Here is a 21568-nt window from a genome sequence, read left to right as displayed (position 1 = left end):
AACAAAGCAACATTATAGTGACACTGTCACTGACCATCTAATCCACGGATTGGTTTAATTGAATCCCACGAACGACATGATGGACAGTGCCAATAAAGTGAATGGGAAGTAAAGCCGCATTTGTGGCAGCGATAATTAGGTTTGGTTCGAATTTGCTCACCAACCATGTCCCGCAACAAGATAATACTTTCTTTCGCCCGCCCCTCTTCTGCCTCAGCTAAATGGTAATCCATCAGGCGATAAAACAGGCGCATGGTCGGATGGCGCTCTAATCGATGGTTGATATAAATTTGCGCGACTTCATGTCCTTTTTGTTGCTCAATAATATCCGCCAGCAAAAGCTCGGCCGTGGCCCCACAATCTTCCTCTACACAACGTCTCAGGAAATCTTCCCATTCATCAATCTGATTCAGATGCTGGTAACACTCCTGGAGAATAGGCAACACCTCACTAACCAACTTTTTATCTTGCTCAAGAACAGATTTTAAAGCATCCGCCGCTTTGATGTATTCTTGTCGGGCCATAAACAGGCGCCCCAACATGATAGAAACTCTGGCGCAGTTTTTATCTGCCTGAACCGCTTTATTGAGATAACTGATAGCCTCATCAAGATCATCGCCGCTCATCTCCTGCAAAGCGAGTTCACAATAAAAATGGGCAATTTTTTCCCGTAAATCATGTTTGCCGGATTTAACTAATTTTTCAGCGATATCAATGGCTTTTTTCCAATCACTGGTTAATTGATAAATAGCCAGCAACGATTGAAGCGCATTTTCCCGAAAATCTTTTTCATTCACCAACTGAGCGAACATATTTTCAGCGCGATCATACAAACCCGCAGACATATAATCGCGGCCCAATTGTTGCGTCGCAAGCAGACGCTGATCAAATGTCAGAGAAGCGCTTTCCATGAGAGATTGATGAATACGGATAGCCCGCTCTACTTCCCCTCTGGAACGGAATAAATTCCCCAAGGTCAAATGCGCTTCAAAAGCGGAGCTGTCCTCTTTAAGCATTTCAAGAAACAGATCTACGGCTTTATCTTGCTGGTTTGAAAGGAGAAAGTTAACTCCGGCAACATATTCCCGTGATAAGCGATCAGCATTTTGTTGCTTATCTTGTTGAGCACTTCTGCGCCCCATATACCAGCCATAAGCAGCGGCCACAGGAAGCAACAGAAACAGCAGCTCTAACATAGGAGTTTATTCCTTGCTAAGTGCAAGCGATGAATGAGTAACCGAAGGCTCAGCAGGTTGCTCCAGTTGCGCTTCAAGTCGCTTAATCTTTCGTTCCGCTCTTCCTAATGACAAACGAGCACGAAGATAAAATAATCCACAAATAACCCAACCTAACACGAAACCGCTAGCAAACAATACAGCCAAAAGTGTAGATACAGAGTAATTCCCTTTAGCAATCAGATAGTTAAATGTAACAACCTGATCGTTATTTGATCCAAGAGTCACCGAAATGACAAAGATCACCAACACCAGTAATAAAATCAGAAAATATTTCACATTTCTTCCTGTTATCTATTGTTGCTTGGACATTATGCTGGATAACGGCTCATTAAATTAGCATTTCCAGTCTGGATATAGGAAGCAATTTATCATGATAAATGCGTCTTTCAGCTTTTTTACGATATCTTCCCATCGATTAAGTGTAAATAAGAAGCAATTACACCACAAAATCCTTTTTGTCGTTAATCAACCGCCGTTTTTCTGTGAGATAACAAATAGCCATCACTAATACCGCACTAATTAACGTTGATGTGATAATATCCTGCGGCCAGTGCATACCTAATGCCATCCTGCTAATCAAAACACACATTGCCCATATCGTCACAATTATAGATAAAATATAGCGACGACGCGGCCATAAAAAACCTACTAAAAGTAGTGACAAACTGGCAGCAAACAAGGTATGCCCAGAAGGAAAAGCATATCCGGTCTCTCTTTTCCAATGCGTGAGTTGCCATTGTGGAATACGGTCATCAGCTTTTAAATAGCGTTGCAACAACTCGGCCCGCTGTTTTCGCTGATGCTGATAAAACTCATCTGTCGGCACCCGATAGTTTTTTTCTAACCAAACAACATATGGGCGAGGCTCTTTAGTGGTATTTTTTACCAAAACCTTTATGCCTTGCCCTGTTAAAAGGAGCGCTATAACAATAGCAACCAATATTCCCCCCTGTCTGGCCGAAGTAGCGAACAGCAGCAGCCCTAAAATAAAAAACAGAAAAACCAGATAACACCACGGCTTACCAGAAGTATTAGTAATCCAATACAGTATTTCAAGCCATAAATATTCTCCCATAGGCTGCCATTGCCAACCTGACATCAATACTGCTACAGGCGGTAGCAATAAAATCAATGTTGCGATAACAATAGGTTTGATAAATTGACTCATATCTAACACCAGACTATTTTTATACACATTTTAAAAACCTGTTCAGCGTTAACATGTTAGTGCCATAGCTGCCATTTATATATGATTATTTGAAATTTTTTGACAGATAATTTGCGGTAAATATGGCAAAATATCGCCACATTATAATCAGAGAAAATCTTTTACGCAGTGTCCGCTGAATTTCCCAGACCGGTATTGTTTTTCGCATCTATGTCTTGTAACGAGTCTGAGTCAACATATGAACAATAAAATGCAATTAAAACGAGTCGCTGAAGCCAAGTTACCCACTCCCTGGGGCGATTTTTTAATGGTCGGCTTTGAAGAAGTCGCCACAGGTCAAGATCATGTCGCACTAATATACGGTACTATTTCTGGCAATGAGCCTGTTCTTTCCAGAATCCATTCAGAATGTCTGACCGGTGACGCCCTGTTTAGTCTACGTTGTGATTGCGGTTTTCAACTTGAAGCCGCCCTTGCTCAGATTGCTAAAGAAGGACGAGGCGTATTACTTTACCATCGGCAAGAAGGTCGTAATATTGGCTTAATCAATAAAATTCGAGCTTACGCATTACAGGATAACGGTATCGATACCGTAGAAGCTAACCATCAGTTAGGTTTTGCCGCTGATGAACGTGATTTTACCTTATGTGCAGATATGTATAAATTACTCGGCGTTCAAGCTATTCGTCTGCTGACAAATAATCCCCAAAAAGTGGAAACTATGACCGAAGCAGGGATTAACATTGTAGAACGTGTTCCATTAATTACTGGCCGTAATCCTAAAAATGCTTATTATCTGGATACCAAAGCCAGAAAAATGGGTCATTTGTTACCTGAGAAAAATTAGTTTTCCAGTAAGCTAGCGGAAAAGACGGCGCTTAAATAATCAGTGCCGTCTTTAGTATATACTGTAAAGACTATTTCAACATGTGGCGAATAACATAATGCAAAATGCCACCGTGGCGGAAATAATCTAATTCAGTTCTGGTATCAATACGGCACTGAGCATTAATGATTTCCTTACGCCCATCCACATAAGTCACTTTCACCGGTACAATCTGCCCCGGCTTGAGGTTATTCATCCCCTCAATATCAATTGTTTCATCACCTTGCAGATTTAGCGTTTTACGATTTATGCCCTGAGGAAATTCCAATGGCAATACACCCATACCAATCAGGTTCGAACGATGAATACGCTCAAATGATTCCGCAATCACCACTCTAACGCCCAATAACCGAGTCCCTTTCGCTGCCCAGTCGCGGCTCGAACCGGAACCATATTCTTTACCCGCAATAATAGCTAATGGTGTTTTTTCTTCCTGATAACACATAGCCGCATCATAAATCGCCAATTGTGTTTGTGACGGAATATGGCGGGTATATCCTCCCTCTACACCAGAAATCATCTCATTACGGATACGGATATTGGCAAATGTTCCACGCATCATAACCTCATGATTACCGCGCCTTGAACCGTAGGAATTAAAATCTTTAGGTTCAACGCCATGTTCCTGAAGATAACGCCCTGCCGGACTATCAGCCTTAATATTCCCCGCCGGAGAAATATGGTCTGTGGTTACAGAATCCCCAAGAATAGCCAATATATTCGCACCGTGAATATCCGTTATCGCTTCTGGCTCCGCTGTCATCTCACTAAAGAATGGCGGGTGGCGAATATAAGTAGAATCAGGCTGGAAGTGATAAGTTGCCGAACTCGCAACGTCCAGCGATTGCCATGTTTCATCACCATCAAAGACTTCCGCATACTCTTTATGAAACATATCAGCCTTAATTTGATCAACAGCCTCAGCAATTTCTTTGCTATCAGGCCATATATCCTTCAAATAGATATCATTGCCTTGCTGATCTTGACCAAGAGGATCTTTAGTTAAATCCTTTTTCATGCTGCCAGATAAAGCATACGCTACAACTAACGGCGGCGACGCTAGCCAGTTAGTTTTTATCTGAGGATGGATACGACCTTCAAAGTTTCGATTGCCAGAAAGGACTGCGCCGACGGTAAGATCAGCTTGTTTAATCGCCGTTTCAATAGACTCCGGCAGCGGCCCAGAGTTACCTATGCAAGTTGTGCAACCGTAACCAACCAGATTGAAGCCCAGTTGCTCCAAATACGGCATCAAGCCTGCCAGTTCAAGGTAATCCGTCACCACTTTCGAGCCGGGCGCCAGTGAGGTTTTCACCCACGGTTGGCGCTTAAGCCCCTTTTCAACCGCTTTCTTCGCCAACAACCCCGCAGCCATTAATACACTGGGATTAGATGTGTTGGTACAGGAAGTAATCGCAGCAATGACGACAGCCCCCTCTTCTAACTCGTGCTGCTGATTATTCAGATTAACTGGCGCTGAGACGGTTTTCCCCTGGGGTTTATTCATTTCCAGATCAACGGCTGATTGAAATACTTGAGGCACTCGCGCTAAAGCTACTCTGTCTTGTGGACGTTTCGGACCGGCAAGACTCGCTTCCACCGTCGCCATGTCCAGTTCAAGACCGCTGGTAAATACCGGCTCATCACCGGGATTTCGCCATAATCCTTGAATCTTACAATAGGTTTCCACCAGCGCAATCTGCTGTTCTGTACGCCCTGTCAACCGCATATAGCTCAGGGTAATATCATCTACCGGGAAGAAACCGCAAGTTGCACCATATTCCGGCGACATATTGGCAATGGTTGCTCTATCCGCCAGCGGCAAGTCAGCTAACCCATCACCATAAAATTCTACAAATTTTCCGACCACCCCATGTTTACGCAGCATTTGAGTGACAGTCAATACAAGATCTGTTGCAGTAATCCCTTCGCATAACTTGCCGGTAAGTTTAAAACCCACCACATCAGGAATAAGCATGGAAATAGGTTGCCCTAACATAGCCGCTTCCGCTTCAATCCCACCTACACCCCACCCTAAGACACCGAGGCCATTGATCATGGTGGTATGGGAATCGGTACCAACCAAGGTATCAGGATAAGCCAGCTCCCGTCCGTTATACATTTCATGCCAAACCGTTTTCCCCAAATATTCCAGATTTACCTGATGGCAAATTCCCGTTCCTGGCGGGACAACACGAAAACGGTTAAAGGCTTTTTGTCCCCAACGCAGAAAGAGATAACGTTCATAGTTGCGTTCCATTTCTAATTGAACATTTTGTTCAAAGGCTTTTTCCGTGCCGAATTTATCCACCATGACTGAATGGTCAATAACCAAATCAACGGGTGATAGTGGATTAACTTGTTCAACATCACCACCAAGACGCCGAACCGCTTCTCTCATAGCCGCTAAATCAACAACGGCAGGAACACCGGTGAAATCCTGCATCAATACACGTGCTGGCCGGTAAGCAATTTCTCTGTCCGCATGGCCGGTATTTTGCCAATCAACAATTGCTTTCAAATCATCATCCACAACAGAATTGCCATCAATATTGCGAAGAAGATTTTCCAGAAGAACTTTCATGGATTTGGGTAAACGGGAAATATCCCCCAAATGTTTAGCAACCAGTGGTAAGCTGTAATAATCATATTGTTTACTTGCAGCGGAAAGTGTTGAAACACAAACCTTTTTCAAATCAAACGACATAACTCCTCCTTATTCTTATATTGGCATAACTCAAAACTACCTTAATGATAATGGCACAAATTAAACATAACATATAAGTAAATATTTGTTTTTTATTACCGCACAATGGGTCAATTCAGTGTATCCATCAGAATTTCAGTAATAAATTTTGATAATTTAGTCGGGTAAACAATTGAATGATAATCAGTTAGAATTAACTTGCTAACAATTCAATTGGATTTAAATTATCAATAAAAAAATAAGGAAAAAATAATGGATATAAAAAACGCAATTACGAATAACCAGGAACATATCGCAAAAATCAATGAAGCTAATACGTTCTTTCATATCGACGACGCTCATTTTAGTATAGAAAATACCAATAAATATAACGAAAAAGATGGTTTAGTTCAGTTCATTATAGCCAAACAATTATCTGATAAACCAGAAGTTATAGAGAAAACTAATAGATTAAGTCAAACATTAATTGCACTTTCCTCCATCGCAACCAATTATGTCAATAAATACGCGGAAAAGTATGGCGAGCAATATAAAACAGACATGGACTTTTGGACTAAAGTCGTTAACAAATTACCGCTAATGGGCACCAGCAAAGTTGAATCTAAAAATTACACTGATTCATTAAATGGTTTAAGCATCTCAAAAAGCTTCCTTCATTTCATTATGAATGTGGTTGTATTCGAAAATACAGATATGTTGCCAGATTTCGCTAAGTTTCTTACCAAGCAAGGGGAAACGATCCGCTTAGGTATACGGAAAAATAAAGGCTTCTATTCTACTGTGACACTGACGATTGCTATTGATACCTTGATTGTAGGAGATAAGACACTATATATTCCGAAACTAAAACTCTATCGAGTTAATTTTGATAGCACTAATTCAAACTTTTTATCAAGTTGTGCTTCTAATGAAAATGTCAACATTGATTTTGAGTATTCATCCTTAATATCGGTCTTAGACTATGAAGCGCTCGACAATCCTGAGATTAAAGCCAGTTTTGATAGTTTCATTAACAAACAAAGAAAAACATCAATAGAAGATTCTGATGATTTCTTCAGTGGTGAGTTTGAACCCATCTGATAGGTAAAATTAGGAAGCTAATAGCAATATTAGCTCCCTAATTATTTCATTATACGATTGGTAATTTGATATCTTTAAACATGGCTTCGATATCTTCATTTGACCGTAAAGCAACTGCCTGATCAATAACATCACGCGTCAAGTGAGGAGCAAAACGCCACATAAAGTCATACATGTAACTGCGTAAAAAACTACTGCGACGAAAACCAATCTTAGTTGTGCTGTAGCCGAATTTATCACGCATATCAATGCAAACCAGATCTTTATCCTGTACCGGATCAACCGCCATGTTGGCAATAACCCCCACACCTAATCCCAACCGAACATAAGTTTTAATAACATCAGCATCCGTCGCAGTGAAAACAATTTTAGGTTTTAAGCCCACTTTATCGAATGCAACATCTAACTCAGAACGACCAGTAAAGCCAAATGTATAAGTGACCAGTTGATATTCAGCCAATTCTTCAATTGAAACACTCTCTTTACCGGCCAACGGGTGATCCGATGTCACCACCAACGTCCTGTTCCAATGGTAACAAGGCAACATTATCAAATCTTCATATAAATGCAGCGCCTCAGTTGCAATAGCAAAATCAGCACTACCCTTACTGACAGCTTCAGCAATTTGTGTTGGCGACCCCTGATGCATGTGTAAAGAAACCTGCGGATAACGTTCAATAAAGCCTTTAATCACAGGAGGCAATGCATAACGGGCCTGTGTATGAGTAGTAGCAATATATAGCGAGCCACGATTCGGATAAGTATGTTCACTAGCAACTGACCGTATTGCATCAATCTTAGATAATACTTCACGAGAAATTCGGACAACCTCTTCACCTGCGGGAGTAACATGCGTCAGGTGCTTACCACTACGGGAAAAAATCTGAATACCTAATTCATCTTCAAGCATTCTGACCTGCTTACTGATCCCGGGTTGAGATGTATACAATCCTTCTGCCGTAGATGAAACATTAAGGTTGTGGTTTACCACCTCCACGATGTAACGAAGCTGTTGCAATTTCATATAAACACCATCCCAAAATAAACGCTGTGAACAATTATGACTTAGAAACTTGGTATGACTTAGAAATCTGGACTGATATTGCTGTTTGCTATTTATTATAACGAATAGAAATAATATTGTTGTCGCATATAACCACTATAACACGATTATATATTTATATAACGAATAATTAAAAATTCATAATGAATGTTTAACCGGATTCTAATTCATATATTTTAAGATAATGCCAATAGGCGAAAAAAGCCAACCTATAAGGTTGGCTTAATAGAAGAAAATAATCCCTTTTCTAAGAAAAAGAGAGTGTTGATTCTGTCAAAAATTGTTACTTTTTATCTTTTTCAACCCATTTTCCATCAACATAAAACACACTCCAACCCGTTGCCTTGCCATTTTTCTCTGAAGAAGCATATTGCTGTTTAGTTTTACGGCTAAAACGAATCACTGTTTTATTGCCCTCAGCATCTGCCGCAGGCGCATCAGCCAAATAGCGTAATTTCTCCGGCAGACGCTCTTTAAAACGCGCTAGTTCTTCTACCAACGGCGCTCTGGTTTCTCTGGATTTAGGGAAAGTATTCGCCGCTAAAAATACGCCAGCGGCGCCATCGCGCAATACAAAATAGGCATCAGATTTTTCACAAGGAAGCTCTGGCAACGGAACCGGATCTTCTTTTGGCGGCGCGACTTCCCCACTACGCAAGATTTTGCGAGTATTTTTACAAGTTTCATCGGTACAGCCCATGTATTTACCGAAACGCCCCATTTTCAGGTGCATTTCAGCGCCACATTTATCACATTCGATAACAGGACCGTCATATCCCTTAATGCGAAATTCGCCCTCTTCCACTTCGTAACCATCACAAGCAGGGTTATTACCACAAACATGTAATTTACGTTGGTTATCAATAAGGTAGCTGTCCATCGCTGTACCACATTTTTTACAGCGACGACGGGCGCGCAACGCATTTGTTTCCGCCTCATCCCCTTCCAAGACATTAAGAATTTCATTCTCAGGGATAAGGTTTATCGTCTGCTTACAACGCTCTTTAGGTGATAACGCATAGCCAGAACAACCCAGGAAAACGCCAGTGGTTGCCGTTCTAATGCCCATAGAGCGCTGACATGTCGGACACTCAATAGAAGTAATAACCATTGGATTCGGCCGCATACCGCCATCTTCCGGCTCTTTATTGGCGACGTCTAGCTGTTCACTAAAATCAGTGAAAAACTCATCCAGAACCCCTTTCCACTCGGCTTTGTTAGTTGCGACCTGATCAAGCTGATCTTCCATTCGCGCGGTAAAGTCATAACTCATCAGCTCGTTGAAATTCTCTTCCAGACGATCAGTAACAATCTCTCCCATTTTCTCTGAGTAGAAACGGCGACTCTCCACGCGAACATAACCACGCTCCTGAATCGTGGAGATAATGGAAGCATAAGTGGATGGACGACCAATACTGCGTTTCTCCAGTTCCTTAACCAAAGATGCCTCACTGTAACGTGCCGGCGGTTTAGTGAAGTGCTGGCTTGGGATCAGTTGTTGCAAATCAAGTTCTGTACCAATTTCAACAACTGGCAACGTGTGGTCTTCGTCACCTTTGCGCAGTACAGGCATCACTTTTGTCCAGCCATCAAAACGCAATGTACGACCTTTGGCACGCAATTCAAAATCACCCGCCTGTACAGTCAATGTTGTGGAATCGTATTTCGCCGGCGTCATCTGACAAGCCACGAACTGACGCCAGATTAGCTGATACAACTTCTGTGCATCCGCATCCATATCTTTCAGTTGTTCTGCCATGATATCAACACTGGAAGGACGAATCGCTTCATGCGCTTCCTGTGAATTCTCTTTACTGCTGTAAGTATTGGCTGTTTTTGGCAGGTATTTGTCGCCAAAATTATCACTGATATAACCACGAACCATATCCAGCGCATCCTGACTCAGGTTCGTTGAATCAGTACGCATATAAGTAATATATCCGGCCTCATACAAACGCTGAGCCATCATCATGGTTTTTTTAACACCAAACCCTAAACGCGTGCTGGCTGCCTGTTGCAATGTAGATGTGATAAACGACGCACTCGGTTTACTGGATGTCGGACGATCTTCACGATCGATCACTTTGTAACGGGCTTTTTCCAGTAAAGAGACAGCAGCTTGGGTTTGTTCACTATTAACCGGCTTAAACGGTTTACCTTGCTGATGAGTCACTTCCATATGCAGTGAAATTTCGCCTTTCGCCAGCAAATCAGCATGTAATTGCCAATATTCTACCGGTACAAACGCTTTAATTTCACGCTCTCTTTCTACTACAAGGCGTACCGCCACCGATTGCACACGACCGGCTGAAAGCCCTCTGGCGACCTTTTTCCACAGTAGCGGAGAAACCATATAACCCACGACTCGATCCATAAAACGGCGAGCTTGTTGAGCATTTATCCGATGAATATTTAATTCACCCGGATTATCAAATGCCTGTTTGATGGCATTTTTAGTGATTTCATTAAAAACAACCCGGCTAAAACGATCGCCATCACCACCAATCACTTCCCGCAAGTGCCATGCAATGGCTTCTCCCTCGCGGTCAAGATCCGTTGCGAGATAAACATGATCAACTTTTTCAGCCAGTGATTTTAGCTCTGCCACGACCTTCTCTTTGCCCGGCAAAATCTGATAATTCGCTTCCCAACCACGGTATGGATCAACCCCCATACGGTTGACTAATGCAACTTTCTCATCTTTTTTAACCTTCTTCTTAGACTTATCGGTAGATGAGCTCGAACTCTTTTGGCTGGCTGAGCCGCTGGTCGGCAAATCACGGATATGACCAACGCTGGATTTCACCACGTAGTCACTCCCCAAATATTTGTTGATTGTTTTGGCCTTTGCCGGGGACTCCACTATTACAAGAGCTTTACCCATAGTTATCTTTACCTAATTATCTTTTCAGATGGTGGAATTCACTGCGCCATATCACGGTATTTAAAACCTCTTTTTATATTGCGATAGATTCTCAATATATCAACTTATTTTTATTCAGTTGATTTCCCCAAACTCGAAACATATTGAATTATCTAAGGTATTTTAGATACCGCCCATGAGCTATGCAAATGGGTGAAGTGATCACCGTAAACAAAATCTTCCATCTGCATGATGAAAAATTCACACTCTACCTGATAAAAAATGATGCGCAACAAATTATTTTTGATAAGGATAGGAATAGACAAAACAGAACAACACCGATTAAAGGTAAACAATGACTAAAAAAAGCCAGCCATATTATTCACTAACATGAAGATTTTATTCATGGTATGTATATAAATAGCGTAGAACAAAAAGGAAATGTATTAGTATTGATGGTGAATCTTTTCTAAGCGAAAATGGTTTACCGATAGTCAAAAATACTGCTATTTTCAATATGTTCGAACGACTGACGCATATCCTATCGAAGCAATATTATCTCGAAAATTAATAACAAAAATTTATTGAGCAATGAATAGGCAGATATATGAAAACGATATAAAAATATATCTGCCGGGTATAAGCACCTCTGACGATAAACTATAAGTATCAATTATGCTTCCAAGGTGAGATCAGAAAAAAAACCTGCCATCAAAGGGTTAAACAACTCTGGCGCTTCCCAAAATGGCCCATGCCCCAAGTTGAGCAAATTGTACACCTGACCAGTCCAAAGATTTTTATAGGTTATCCCGTTAATGTAATCAATATTAACGAACAAATCTTCTACACCATTAACGATAGCTAGTGGTGTTGGGTTTGTTTCAACCAATAACCGTTGATCCATCACATCTGGTGAAACCGATGCTTCAGACATATACTGCCGGGCCAAACCATCGGTCCGCGCCACTGCGGCCCTTAAAAATGGCTCACAAAGCGCATCTTTTCCATACAACGCTAACGTATAATCCGTAATCTCCTCTTCTGTCAGCGAAGCCTTACCCGATATTGCCATAAACCGACTTGGTTTAAATCCAAGGCTAACATTCTCTGCGCCAGGGCTAACCGGTGGAGTGCCGCAAATCATTATCCCAACAATCCCTGGGAATCGAGAGATCAGCTCCAAACCGATATGCCCTCCCAGTGACCATCCGAAAACAGCAACTTTATCGATGCCTAATTTTTCCAGTACTTCGATAATGCAAAGGGCATAACCGGGTATCGAATAGGTTCGGCGAGGGTCCACTGCATTTGATGAAGCGCCATGCCCCGGTAAATCAATAGCTAAAATCCGGTATTCGTCACCAAAACAGTCAATTTGATGGCGAAAAACATCTTTACAACTTGAATTACCGTGTATAAGGAGGACCGGTAACCCATCACCTCCCGTATCAGCAACAGAGATGACAGCATGACTGGTATGAATATCGTATTGTGAAATAGCCATAATACTTTATTTCCTTATGAATATTATTGTAAGTTGCCATTCTTCGAGGATTTGCATAGTGCGTTTAAAGACGCCGATAGCGCTGTGCGAAAGTGACTTGGACATGTTTGAAGATCAGCCAGGCAGAACAGATAAACGCAAAGCCAGAGTATCAACTATTGATGTAGAAAAGCCTGCGGCTCATCACAAGCAGGAAGGGGTATGTAAAGCAAATTATGTAACACCTGTAATATTTTAACAGGACCAAAATACTTTTTTTTCAGGGGCAAAACATCATGATAATCAACGTGAAAATAAGCGTCGCTCTGTTCAATTAGCACATTACAATTTGCAATTAAGCAATATATCAAGGCGCCCCTGAACGTCGAAATAGAACGCCTTGGGATACGCCAAGATAATTGATCCAAAATAGCGGAATTTAATTAAAGCAGAGGTTTCTCTCCTCTTTGCCACCAACGCAATAACAATTTATCAATACTTTCCATTGCACTACCGGTGAAACGCTCTACCATGCGTTTACGGCGTGTATAACTGACACCAATAACTTCACAATTATCTATTTGAGCAATCAACAGATCATCGCTGACGCCAATTTCATCAATTAATCCCTTCTCTTTCGCCTGTAAGCCATACCAGTATTCGCCTGTCGCCACACTTTCTACATCAAGTGATGGACGATGTGTATGAATAAACGTTTTAAACAGTTCGTGAGTCTGATTCAAATCTTCCTGAAATTTCTTCCGACCCTGCTCTGTATTTTCCCCCAACACAGTCAGCGTACGTTTATATTCACCAGCCGTATGGAGTTCTACATCAATATCATTCTTCTTCAATAGCTTATGAATGTTTGGAATCTGAGCGACCACGCCAATAGAACCAATAATAGCAAAAGGCGCAGCAACAATGCGATCAGCAACACAAGCCATCATATAACCGCCACTAGCAGCAACTTTGTCTACAACGATAGTCAAGCGAATGCCTTTCTGGCGCAAACGGACAAGCTGAGAGGCCGCCAATCCATAGCCATGCACCATTCCTCCAGGGCTTTCAAGACGTAACAACACTTCATCTTTTGCATCTGCCACAGCCAGAATTGCGCTAATCTCTTCACGTAATGAATCGACTTCGTGTGCATCCATACTCCCTTTAAAATCCAGCACATAAAGACAAGGTTTCTGTAACCCTTTATGACCAGCCTTAGCGTCACTTTTCTTCTGCTTGGATTCGAGCTTTTGTTGCTTATTAAACTCTTTCTGCCAAACTTTTCCTTCCGCTTCTGTCATGCGCGCCCGCTGCATTTGACGCTGCTTATCCCGGTATGACTCACCGAGATCGGTAAGTTTCAATTCTCCTTTTAGCGAGGATTTCCGCATTCCCATGCCAATACCAAACACAGCCAAAGCAATAACCGCCAATACCAGAGTAACTACTTTGGCTAAAAACAACCCGTAAAGAGATAAATACTCCACAAAATTCACCTTTTTCTGCTTAACCTGAATAACTAAAATAAATACATTTAAATTTTTCATTTAAAAACAATGCATTATAATTGATTGACATGCAACAAAACAAATTATGCACACAACTATGTACAAATGAAAACGTTCAGTATATCGGCCTCAGTAGCCAATTCTACACCATTAGAGGGGGAAATGGGGATCAGTTCAGAAATGATAAAACAATAGGAAAATAAGCTGTATGGCTGTGAGTAATAAGGGCCAAACGGCCCTATCATTATGCTGCTTTTACAATGTAGCTAAATGCAATATTGCGAGGGCGATTTTCTGAGGCTACAGGAACAACCCTTGACGCTAGGAATCCAAAGCCGTATGGAGTATCCGTGTTAGAAACATTTAGCGATTTGAAACTACCATCTGTCGCTATTCCAAGAACTTGGCTAGCATAAATAGCACCTCTTGTTGCCAAATGATAGTTTGGCGCTATCATGCCGGGAAATGAACCTTCGATATTTCTGATAGCATCCCCCTGAGGAGTTAAAATTCTACGGCCGCCATCAACACCTCGGCTATCATCCCAGCCTCGAATAAATTCCCCTCTTAAATCGGGTAATCTACCGTCAGGATAAGCTTCCGCTAATTTCGGGTACTGTAATTTATCAAAAGCGGAACCGTTACAAGTGAAATAGCCAGTAGGCGGATGAGGCAATGGCCAAGGAATAGGAGAACCAACAGGAACTTCACTGACTGTTTTAATTCGATCATCTGTATATTCACGTAATGAATTTGCTATTTCCTGAGCAAGCTTTTGTGTAACTGCCAATGTGTCACTATTGCCAATCACATTTGTAAGCTGAACAGCACCTTTTTGTGTTAATGAAGCACAGGGAATGTCTGTTGTAATTTTTTGTTCTAATGCTTGATTTAATTGCGAGGTAAGCTTGGCGATGTCTCCATTATCCAAAACATCAGCGCCAGACTGTTCTGCAATAAAATTAGCCACAACAGATGATATTGTTGAAGATTGGCGTAATACCTTATTTAATACATGAGTAGAAACATTATCGGGTGGAAATCCTGCCTGTAAACTCTGGCTTTCTTCATATTTTTCTTGACTCACTGCATTAGCATCATCACTAATAGAAAAAGCTTTAAAATCATTTCGTTGGTTCATATACCTTCCTCAAATTAAATAATATTATTTCGTAATCAATATATTTAAGTCATTGTGAAAATAATCTTCCTACAACTCATGCCAATCAAAGTCTAGTATTAGAAAAATAATCATGCGTTGTTCTTATTCCTTATAAGGTTAATTATTTTTATATAATTGGTTATAATAGGTGATTCAATATCAAAGATTTACCATTCTTTCCCCAAAAATAATGAAATGGCATATTTAATTAATGACATATCACCACCTATGGTCATTTTAGATACAAAAAAACCGCAATTAAGCGGCATGTATGAAAAAATTCACTAAAGCGGATTTAGTTATATAATTTATCTTTGCTTATAATGTTAACGATATGATGGCAAGATTCTGGCGATAAAGGTCTTGGTTCCCACTTGGATAACTCACTAATAGGCAAATCTAGGACACTCCACGGAACAACACCATTTACACCAACACCACGTGGGGTTAACACATCTAAGAACTTCTTCCTGATAACATCATAAATGCGAACTTCGCCTAATTTAACAATACTACCAGCCCATAGAGAACCACCTGACAGACTCTGAATATTGTCGCAAATAAGATATCTATGTTTCAATAATAGACTGTTATAAATGGAACTAGCCAGTCCCGCCCTCCGATAATCTATGTCTATATAAACACCTTTTATTTGCTTACCAGTTTGAGTTATCCCGTTATAGATAAAATTAAAATCGTTATATAAAATTCTCCCAACTAAAACATCTTCTGACGATTCATGCATATCCAAAGAAAGTAATTCATCAATAATCCTCTTAGTACGATACCCGCATTTTCTCAGGTATTCTGCATGTTCAGAGTAAAAGTCAGGAGTAGAGCATCCCATATAAATTATTTCTGAATAGTAATCGTATTCACTTCCAGCAAGAGCGTATTCTATTATTTTCAATAAATCATCTTCTGGTGATAGATAATAAAACTCGTCAATAATATTTGATGAAACACAACTTGGCTTTTTGCTCAAGTCCTTTGAATATGAACTAATAAGATTGGGGGCCATCGCTATCCCTATTACATAATAATTTAATGGGTAGTCGTTAGTTTGTAATTATCAATGAAAATTTTAACAACGGACTCAATGCGTTGCATAATGAAGTTAATGTTATCGCCAAATTCTGGATATTGATTTTCAGGAGAAACAAGGTATTTCACTCTTTCCCTTCTGACAACCAATTCAGCGAATGGCACAATATAGAAATCATCGCTCTTATTATCATCTTTAAGAGTTACAATAAACAATTGCCTGTTAGCATCACGCCTTTCACTAAGGCGAAGGACGCAAAAAAGTTTATCTGTGCTCTTATCCTTGAAGGAATCAATAACTTCTGTTGAGTGGCTAATAGTCTGTATAGATCTGGTATGTTCAGTTCTCATGTATCTCATATAGCCCCCTAACATTATGAAATTGAAGTGAGTAATGATTAGCATGATACAAATTTATATCACTTAACGTGATAATAGCCGCATTGAGACTCTAGTTCAATAAATTTAACAACCAGATTATTGTACAATAATACCCAGTCGTAATCATGATCCCGGCCAGCTTCAGTTACCTAAGTTGCCGATTACGACATTGAACGGAAGGCCTCATGTGGAACTTAATATTGAGGCCATAAATAATTCAGGTTGGCTTTAACTAAATAAAACCGTTACATAGCTCTTGTAATTTATCAATAACACGCCCCACATGAAAACCGTCACAAGTAGCATGATGCACCTGAATTGCCAAAGGCAACTGAGTTTGATTTCCACTTTTGTGGAATTTTCCCATTGTAAATATGGGTGGAAAATAATCCGTAAAATTCGCAACGTTTAAGTTAAATCCATCAAAATTCACCCACGGCACCGACGATATATGAAAATGGTTTTCAGGTAATTCTGGTTTAGAAAACAAGCAAAGATCATCTTTATAGGTTTCATAATCAGCAGAATAGTTTTTCATAAACTCTGGCAGATCAGAATTGAACTCAGTCCAAATCGCTGAGAATGTTTCTGTTTCCTTGTGAAAGATTGTATACGCAGGATTTATATCATCCCATACAATTAATTCTTCATCTTTTATAGCCATTCTGAACTCAGAGTAAGAGTTCACAACTTTTGATATTAAGTAAATCATGGTTGGATAGAATTTATATTGTTTTTCTACTAACGAAGATAACAAATGGGTAATATCAATTTTCGTTGTTAGACTAAATCCGCATTGCACAACATTACGATAATGCAAGAAATGCTCTTTCCTATCCCAGCGATCTATATCAATCTTTGAGTAATTCATACTTTTCCCTTCTAATGTAAAATTTAACAAATTGATTAAATTAGAAGGGCTGCTCTCTCTGTTTGTATTGGGCTCATAATCACTCCGATATGAAATTGGATTAAATACTCACTCTCTGGCGAAGAAAAATTATACATTAGCTAAAAACAAATAACTACCAACACAGCACTCCGCCGTTAACATTCGCTCACTCAACTCCGAAGAACGGGAAGGGGTAGTTTGGGAAACAGAAAATAATGCTGTCCATGTTCAACATTAATATTGATAATATAACAAATGCGTTACCATCTTAATTATAACGAATAAGTTATGAGGCCAGTATGTGGGAAGTTATAACTACGTGGAGAAATAATTATGGCTAATTACAGAGAATTGTTAGCACAAGAAAGCCCGGAAATGCAGGCTCGTGTTGAAAAGCGAGTTGAACAAGCGAGCATCAAATTGGCTCTTAGTCAGTTACGTGATGAGTTAGACATGTCACAGGCGGAGCTTGCAGCCGTTATGGGTGTCCAACAACCTTCTATTGCTCGAATGGAAAATACCGATCACGATCCGCGCCTCTCAACGCTCAAGCGCTATGTAGCAGCCTTGGGAGGGGAATTAAGTATTGATGTGACACTTCCAACAGGTAAGCGTGTGGCATTTCATCTATGATTCAGAAGGTCAAAAAAGACTTATCGCAGGCGGTATATACATAACGGTAATTTCACTGCCACTTAAAGTGAGCATGGCAAGCCTCTACCCTTAGAGGCCCCTTCGCCTTATTGTAAACAAAGTAAAGCTGACGACGCCCGCAATGTTTTCCGTTTATCTCCTGAGCAATCAACCTTAGCAAATTTGACTCAATATATAACTTTCTGTTTTGATAGCCCGAACGGCCTCCGACGGTAACAAATCGCGCCGTCAATAACAGGAAATCTTCAAATGTTACATTACCAACCAAAACATGACCTCCTACAGCAACGTATTATTTTAGTAACAGGGGCTGGAGAAGGTATTGGTCGTGAAGCGGCTTTGACTTATGCCCGTTACGGCGCACAAGTGATCTTACTTGGCAGAACAACACACAAACTGGAAGCTGTCCAAAAAGAGATTGAACAAGCAGGTGGCGCCCCTGCAACTATTTACACAATGGATCTGCTTACCGTCACTGCCGAAGAGTGCCAGGCATTCGCTGACAATTTAGCGCAACATTATCCACGCCTGGATGGTGTATTACATAATGCCGGATTACTTGGGGCGGTCGCACCGATGGCAGAACAACCCGTCCAATTATGGCATGATGTTATGCAAGTCAACGTCAATGCGACCTTTATGTTAACGCAAACCTTATTACCGCTACTATTAAAGTCCCCTGACGGATCATTAATCTTTACCAGTTCGAGCGTTGGCCGTGAAGGCCGTTGTGGTTGGGGAGCCTATTCTGCCTCTAAATTTGCAACCGAAGGCATGATGCAAGTTTTAGCCAAAGAATATAAACACACTTCTCTACGCGTTAACTGTATTAATCCCGGCGGTACACGCACAAATATGCGCGCCCGAGCATTCCCTAACGAAAATTCTGCTAAACTGAAAACACCGGCAGAAATTATGCCGCTGTATCTTTACCTTATGGGCAGCGATAGTCTGCATAAAACAGGCATCAGCTTTGATGCGCAACCCGGACGCAAAGCAGGACCAGCCGAATAATGACAATCAATGACGAACAACACCAAAAAAGGCAACAGCGCCTAAAAGAAAAAGTGGATTCCCGTATCGAAGCCGCCCAATTAGAACGGGGTATTCTCATCGTTTTTACCGGTAATGGCAAAGGCAAAACCACCGCGGCATTTGGCACAGTGACCCGTGCGATAGGTCATGGATTTCGAGCTGGCGTGATTCAGTTTATCAAGGGTAAATGGGCGAATGGCGAGAAAAATCTGCTAGAACAGCATGGAGTGAACTTCCACGTTATGGCGACAGGTTTTACCTGGGAAACTCAAAGCCGGGAAACGGACACTGTAGCTTGCCATCAGGTATGGCGCCATGCATTAGAGATGCTATCTGATGCCAATTTGGATCTGGTTGTTCTGGATGAACTGACTTATATGGTGAGTTATGGCTATCTTCCGCTGGAAGACGTTGTTACTGCGCTCAAACACCGACCGGAGCACCAATCCGTTATTATCACCGGTCGCGGTTGTCATCGTGAATTGTTGGAAATGGCGGATACCGTCACAGAGATGCGCCCGGTAAAACATGCCTTTGACGCCGGCATTAAGGCACAAAAAGGGATAGATTGGTAAAAAGGCCCCGCTATGATGCGAGGCCCAGAAAACTTAACGGCCTTTTGGCGCAGTTGTTCGCCCCGCCTTCTGGCGTGAACTGCCCGGACGTTTTCCTGCTGATGGACGCGATGCGACTTGAGCATGGCGTTTAACCGCTCGGCGGATCTGGTTAGCTTTAAGGCGACGTTGATCAGGTCCCACTGCCACTTTGGAAACCGTCTCTTCATTCAAACCCACTAATTGACGTAAATAGTTAATTTGCTCCAGACCCAATTCTGTCCACCCCCCGCGAGGTAAACCTTTTGGCAAGCCAATATCGCCATAACGCACACGAATAAGGCGGCTCACCTGCACATCAACCGCTTCCCAAAGACGACGAACTTCCCGATTACGTCCTTCTGTCAGCGTGACGTTATACCATTGATTCATCCCCTCGCCGCCTTTAAACGCGATAGTGCGGAATGAAGCGGGACCATCTTCCAGTTGAATCCCCTTAGCCAGTTGCCTCACTTTAGCATCATCAACTTCACCAAAGACACGGACAGCATATTCGCGTTCAACTTCACGGCTTGGATGCATCAAGCGATTAGCCAGCTCCCCGTCCGTGGTAAACAGCAACAAACCACAGGTATTCACATCCAGACGCCCGACCGCTATCCAGCGGGAACCTAGCAATTTAGGCAGACGATCAAAAACGGTTGGCCGCCCTTCTGGATCATGACGAGTACAAAGCTCACCCTCTGGTTTGTAATAAGCCAGAACACGGCAAACCGCTTTTTGTAATTCTTTGATATTTAATATCCGTCCATCAAGGCGGATTTTCGTGGCGGGCTGAACTTCAAGGCGATCGCCTAAAGTGGCAATCTTACCGTCAACACTGACGCGCCCTTGTTGAATATAACCTTCTATTTCGCGGCGGGAACCGTGGCCGGAACGCGCGAGGATTTTCTGTAACTTTTCAGATTTCTGTGTCTTACCGCTCATTGAGCAACCTCTGTTGTCGCCTTCACAGGCGTCGTGTTATATATCAATCAATACGTTATGGTAGAATTCAATCATAACAAACTGATTCTAATACATTTGATAGCATAGAATGTCAGAAAACACACCATACATTCTAATTCCGTGGTTGCGCATTCTACACGAATTTTAAAATCAATGATGCTAATAAATGTATCTATTTATCACTCAACATTGAATTTGCTCAGAAAAACCCAGAGATATTACTGCACCAACCGGACTAAAACATAGCTATAGAAAATAAGCAGCTCTAATCCTCAAAAGATCAAGAAAACCCAAAATATAATAAAGTCATTAATCCCAAGGAATAGTAAGATTTATATAATCATTTAACTCACTCATTCTTTCAGTTGCCAAATAATTAATAAGATATAATTTTGAATAATATAAAAGTGGCCCTAAATTATACATTTCAGGCCACTATTTCATTGAATTTTATTTAAATTGCCATTAATGCCCAGCACTAATATTAAATTTGTGGATTACAAGTCAACCTTGGCAAAAAGCGATATCCTATCACTCTTGAATTGGTGATGGATTTGCAATACTTTTCAGTGCATCGGGAAGGGTTTCACTGAGATACATATCACTAATCTTTGGCAAATTCTTACATCTCTACCCCTTTAATAAACATACTTGGGGATTCAATAAAATCTTTAATACGCTTATGTTTATCAACTCCCCCACTTTGCCATTGCTCAGGAGGATATGAATCATCGACTAAATAGGCACTCTTTTCTGATAACGCTTTAATTAAGGCCAATACCGGATCTTTTGCATATAAAGATTAAATAATTATCAAATAAACTTATCTTAGGTGCGGT

At 41.1% G+C, this 21568-nt stretch carries 21 protein-coding genes and 1 pseudogene; 8 read left to right on the top strand and 14 right to left on the bottom strand.

The window, feature by feature from the left end:
* Positions 1–26 precede the first annotated feature (26 nt).
* From lapB to pgpB, 3 genes are all read right to left on the bottom strand, one after another.
* Positions 27–1196, bottom strand: coding sequence for a lipopolysaccharide assembly protein LapB (gene lapB / locus TI10_RS01855; protein WP_049581461.1), 1170 nt, complete (start codon positions 1194–1196; stop codon positions 27–29).
* A gap of 6 nt (positions 1197–1202) precedes the next feature.
* On the bottom strand, positions 1203–1514 hold the full coding sequence (locus tag TI10_RS01850) for a LapA family protein (RefSeq protein ID WP_036805770.1): 312 nt from the start codon (positions 1512–1514) through the stop codon (positions 1203–1205).
* Positions 1515–1674: 160 nt separating this feature from the next.
* Positions 1675–2406, bottom strand: coding sequence for a phosphatidylglycerophosphatase B (pgpB, locus tag TI10_RS01845; RefSeq protein ID WP_049581460.1), 732 nt, complete (start codon positions 2404–2406; stop codon positions 1675–1677).
* A gap of 250 nt (positions 2407–2656) precedes the next feature.
* Between pgpB and ribA the strand changes: the two genes are divergently transcribed.
* Positions 2657–3253 carry a GTP cyclohydrolase II gene (gene ribA, locus TI10_RS01840; RefSeq protein ID WP_049582133.1) on the top strand — a complete coding sequence of 199 codons (597 nt, stop codon included), beginning with the start codon at positions 2657–2659 and terminating at the stop codon, positions 3251–3253.
* A gap of 70 nt (positions 3254–3323) precedes the next feature.
* On the opposite strand, the gene acnA is transcribed toward ribA, so the two are convergent.
* Positions 3324–5999 (bottom strand): aconitate hydratase AcnA, encoded by a 2676-nt coding sequence (gene acnA / locus TI10_RS01835; RefSeq protein ID WP_049581459.1) that lies wholly within the window; start codon positions 5997–5999, stop codon positions 3324–3326.
* A gap of 252 nt (positions 6000–6251) precedes the next feature.
* On the opposite strand from acnA, the gene TI10_RS01830 reads away from it, so the two are divergent.
* The gene (locus TI10_RS01830) at positions 6252–7079 is read left to right on the top strand and encodes a hypothetical protein (protein WP_049581458.1); all 828 of its coding nucleotides are present in this window, start codon (positions 6252–6254) and stop codon (positions 7077–7079) included.
* A gap of 49 nt (positions 7080–7128) precedes the next feature.
* On the opposite strand, the gene cysB is transcribed toward TI10_RS01830, so the two are convergent.
* Entirely contained in the window at positions 7129–8103 is a 975-nt protein-coding gene (cysB, locus tag TI10_RS01825; protein ID WP_049581457.1) for an HTH-type transcriptional regulator CysB, read from the bottom strand.
* A gap of 322 nt (positions 8104–8425) precedes the next feature.
* Complete coding sequence (topA, locus tag TI10_RS01820) at positions 8426–11026, bottom strand: type I DNA topoisomerase (protein ID WP_049581456.1); 2601 nt, start codon at positions 11024–11026, stop codon at positions 8426–8428.
* 188 nt (positions 11027–11214) lie between these two features.
* Between topA and TI10_RS24760 the strand changes: the two genes are divergently transcribed.
* Together TI10_RS24760 and TI10_RS23385 are read left to right on the top strand one after the other, a co-directional pair.
* Complete coding sequence (locus TI10_RS24760) at positions 11215–11364, top strand: hypothetical protein (protein ID WP_155416451.1); 150 nt, start codon at positions 11215–11217, stop codon at positions 11362–11364.
* Positions 11365–11406: 42 nt separating this feature from the next.
* Positions 11407–11576: pseudogene (locus TI10_RS23385) on the top strand (DUF2498 family protein).
* A gap of 102 nt (positions 11577–11678) precedes the next feature.
* Here TI10_RS23385 and TI10_RS01815 read toward each other — a convergent pair.
* A complete protein-coding gene (locus tag TI10_RS01815; protein WP_049581455.1) occupies positions 11679–12509 on the bottom strand; it encodes an alpha/beta fold hydrolase in 831 nt (276 codons plus the stop codon).
* A 58-nt stretch (positions 12510–12567) separates the two neighbouring features.
* Here TI10_RS01815 and TI10_RS24755 point away from each other — a divergent pair, with 58 nt between their 5' ends.
* Positions 12568–12747, top strand: a complete 180-nt coding sequence (locus TI10_RS24755) for a hypothetical protein (RefSeq protein ID WP_074524795.1) — start codon at positions 12568–12570, stop codon at positions 12745–12747.
* Positions 12748–12931: 184 nt separating this feature from the next.
* Here the strand turns inward: TI10_RS24755 and sohB are convergent, their stop codons facing one another.
* The 5 genes from sohB to catA form a co-directional block, all read right to left on the bottom strand.
* Positions 12932–13978 (bottom strand): protease SohB, encoded by a 1047-nt coding sequence (sohB, locus tag TI10_RS01810; RefSeq protein WP_049582132.1) that lies wholly within the window; start codon positions 13976–13978, stop codon positions 12932–12934.
* A 265-nt stretch (positions 13979–14243) separates the two neighbouring features.
* The gene (locus tag TI10_RS01805; RefSeq protein ID WP_049581453.1) at positions 14244–15140 is read right to left on the bottom strand and encodes a phage tail protein; all 897 of its coding nucleotides are present in this window, start codon (positions 15138–15140) and stop codon (positions 14244–14246) included.
* A 316-nt stretch (positions 15141–15456) separates the two neighbouring features.
* On the bottom strand, positions 15457–16182 hold the full coding sequence (locus TI10_RS01800) for a hypothetical protein (RefSeq protein WP_049581452.1): 726 nt from the start codon (positions 16180–16182) through the stop codon (positions 15457–15459).
* Positions 16183–16205: 23 nt separating this feature from the next.
* Complete coding sequence (locus TI10_RS01795) at positions 16206–16565, bottom strand: hypothetical protein (RefSeq protein ID WP_049581451.1); 360 nt, start codon at positions 16563–16565, stop codon at positions 16206–16208.
* A 253-nt stretch (positions 16566–16818) separates the two neighbouring features.
* Positions 16819–17457 (bottom strand): type A chloramphenicol O-acetyltransferase, encoded by a 639-nt coding sequence (catA, locus tag TI10_RS01790; protein WP_049581450.1) that lies wholly within the window; start codon positions 17455–17457, stop codon positions 16819–16821.
* A 354-nt stretch (positions 17458–17811) separates the two neighbouring features.
* On the opposite strand from catA, the gene TI10_RS01785 reads away from it, so the two are divergent.
* The 3 genes from TI10_RS01785 to cobO all read left to right on the top strand — a co-directional run bounded on the left by TI10_RS01785 (position 17812) and on the right by cobO (position 19742).
* Positions 17812–18111: a helix-turn-helix domain-containing protein gene (locus TI10_RS01785; protein ID WP_049581449.1), complete on the top strand. Its 300-nt coding sequence runs from the start codon at positions 17812–17814 to the stop codon at positions 18109–18111.
* Between the two features lie 270 nt (positions 18112–18381).
* Positions 18382–19146 carry a YciK family oxidoreductase gene (locus TI10_RS01775; RefSeq protein ID WP_049581447.1) on the top strand — a complete coding sequence of 255 codons (765 nt, stop codon included), beginning with the start codon at positions 18382–18384 and terminating at the stop codon, positions 19144–19146.
* Between the two features lie 5 nt (positions 19147–19151).
* Positions 19152–19742, top strand: coding sequence for a cob(I)yrinic acid a,c-diamide adenosyltransferase (gene cobO / locus TI10_RS01770; protein WP_139180476.1), 591 nt, complete (start codon positions 19152–19154; stop codon positions 19740–19742).
* Between the two features lie 33 nt (positions 19743–19775).
* Here cobO and rluB read toward each other — a convergent pair whose 3' ends face one another.
* Complete coding sequence (gene rluB / locus TI10_RS01765; RefSeq protein ID WP_049581445.1) at positions 19776–20708, bottom strand: 23S rRNA pseudouridine(2605) synthase RluB; 933 nt, start codon at positions 20706–20708, stop codon at positions 19776–19778.
* Between the two features lie 643 nt (positions 20709–21351).
* Positions 21352–21507, bottom strand: coding sequence for a hypothetical protein (locus TI10_RS24750; protein WP_155416450.1), 156 nt, complete (start codon positions 21505–21507; stop codon positions 21352–21354).
* Positions 21508–21568 lie beyond the last annotated feature (61 nt).

The organism is Photorhabdus luminescens subsp. luminescens, from assembly GCF_001083805.1.
Classification (GTDB): domain Bacteria; phylum Pseudomonadota; class Gammaproteobacteria; order Enterobacterales; family Enterobacteriaceae; genus Photorhabdus; species Photorhabdus luminescens.
This window is presented reverse-complemented; position numbering and strand designations above follow the sequence as displayed.

What these genes read in the sequence shown, in the direction of transcription:
- lapB (WP_049581461.1), bottom strand. Translation starts at nt 1,196, where the DNA reads ATGTTAGAGCTGCTGTTTCTGTTGCTTCCTGTGGCCGCTGCTTATGGC.
- pgpB (WP_049581460.1), bottom strand. Translation starts at nt 2,406, where the DNA reads ATGAGTCAATTTATCAAACCTATTGTTATCGCAACATTGATTTTATTG.
- ribA (WP_049582133.1), top strand. Translation starts at nt 2,657, where the DNA reads ATGCAATTAAAACGAGTCGCTGAAGCCAAGTTACCCACTCCCTGGGGC.
- acnA (WP_049581459.1), bottom strand. Translation starts at nt 5,999, where the DNA reads ATGTCGTTTGATTTGAAAAAGGTTTGTGTTTCAACACTTTCCGCTGCA.
- TI10_RS01830 (WP_049581458.1), top strand. Translation starts at nt 6,252, where the DNA reads ATGGATATAAAAAACGCAATTACGAATAACCAGGAACATATCGCAAAA.
- cysB (WP_049581457.1), bottom strand. Translation starts at nt 8,103, where the DNA reads ATGAAATTGCAACAGCTTCGTTACATCGTGGAGGTGGTAAACCACAAC.
- topA (WP_049581456.1), bottom strand. Translation starts at nt 11,026, where the DNA reads ATGGGTAAAGCTCTTGTAATAGTGGAGTCCCCGGCAAAGGCCAAAACA.
- TI10_RS24760 (WP_155416451.1), top strand. Translation starts at nt 11,215, where the DNA reads ATGGGTGAAGTGATCACCGTAAACAAAATCTTCCATCTGCATGATGAA.
- TI10_RS01815 (WP_049581455.1), bottom strand. Translation starts at nt 12,509, where the DNA reads ATGGCTATTTCACAATACGATATTCATACCAGTCATGCTGTCATCTCT.
- TI10_RS01805 (WP_049581453.1), bottom strand. Translation starts at nt 15,140, where the DNA reads ATGAACCAACGAAATGATTTTAAAGCTTTTTCTATTAGTGATGATGCT.
- TI10_RS01800 (WP_049581452.1), bottom strand. Translation starts at nt 16,182, where the DNA reads ATGGCCCCCAATCTTATTAGTTCATATTCAAAGGACTTGAGCAAAAAG.
- TI10_RS01795 (WP_049581451.1), bottom strand. Translation starts at nt 16,565, where the DNA reads ATGAGATACATGAGAACTGAACATACCAGATCTATACAGACTATTAGC.
- catA (WP_049581450.1), bottom strand. Translation starts at nt 17,457, where the DNA reads ATGAATTACTCAAAGATTGATATAGATCGCTGGGATAGGAAAGAGCAT.
- TI10_RS01785 (WP_049581449.1), top strand. Translation starts at nt 17,812, where the DNA reads ATGGCTAATTACAGAGAATTGTTAGCACAAGAAAGCCCGGAAATGCAG.
- TI10_RS01775 (WP_049581447.1), top strand. Translation starts at nt 18,382, where the DNA reads ATGTTACATTACCAACCAAAACATGACCTCCTACAGCAACGTATTATT.
- rluB (WP_049581445.1), bottom strand. Translation starts at nt 20,708, where the DNA reads ATGAGCGGTAAGACACAGAAATCTGAAAAGTTACAGAAAATCCTCGCG.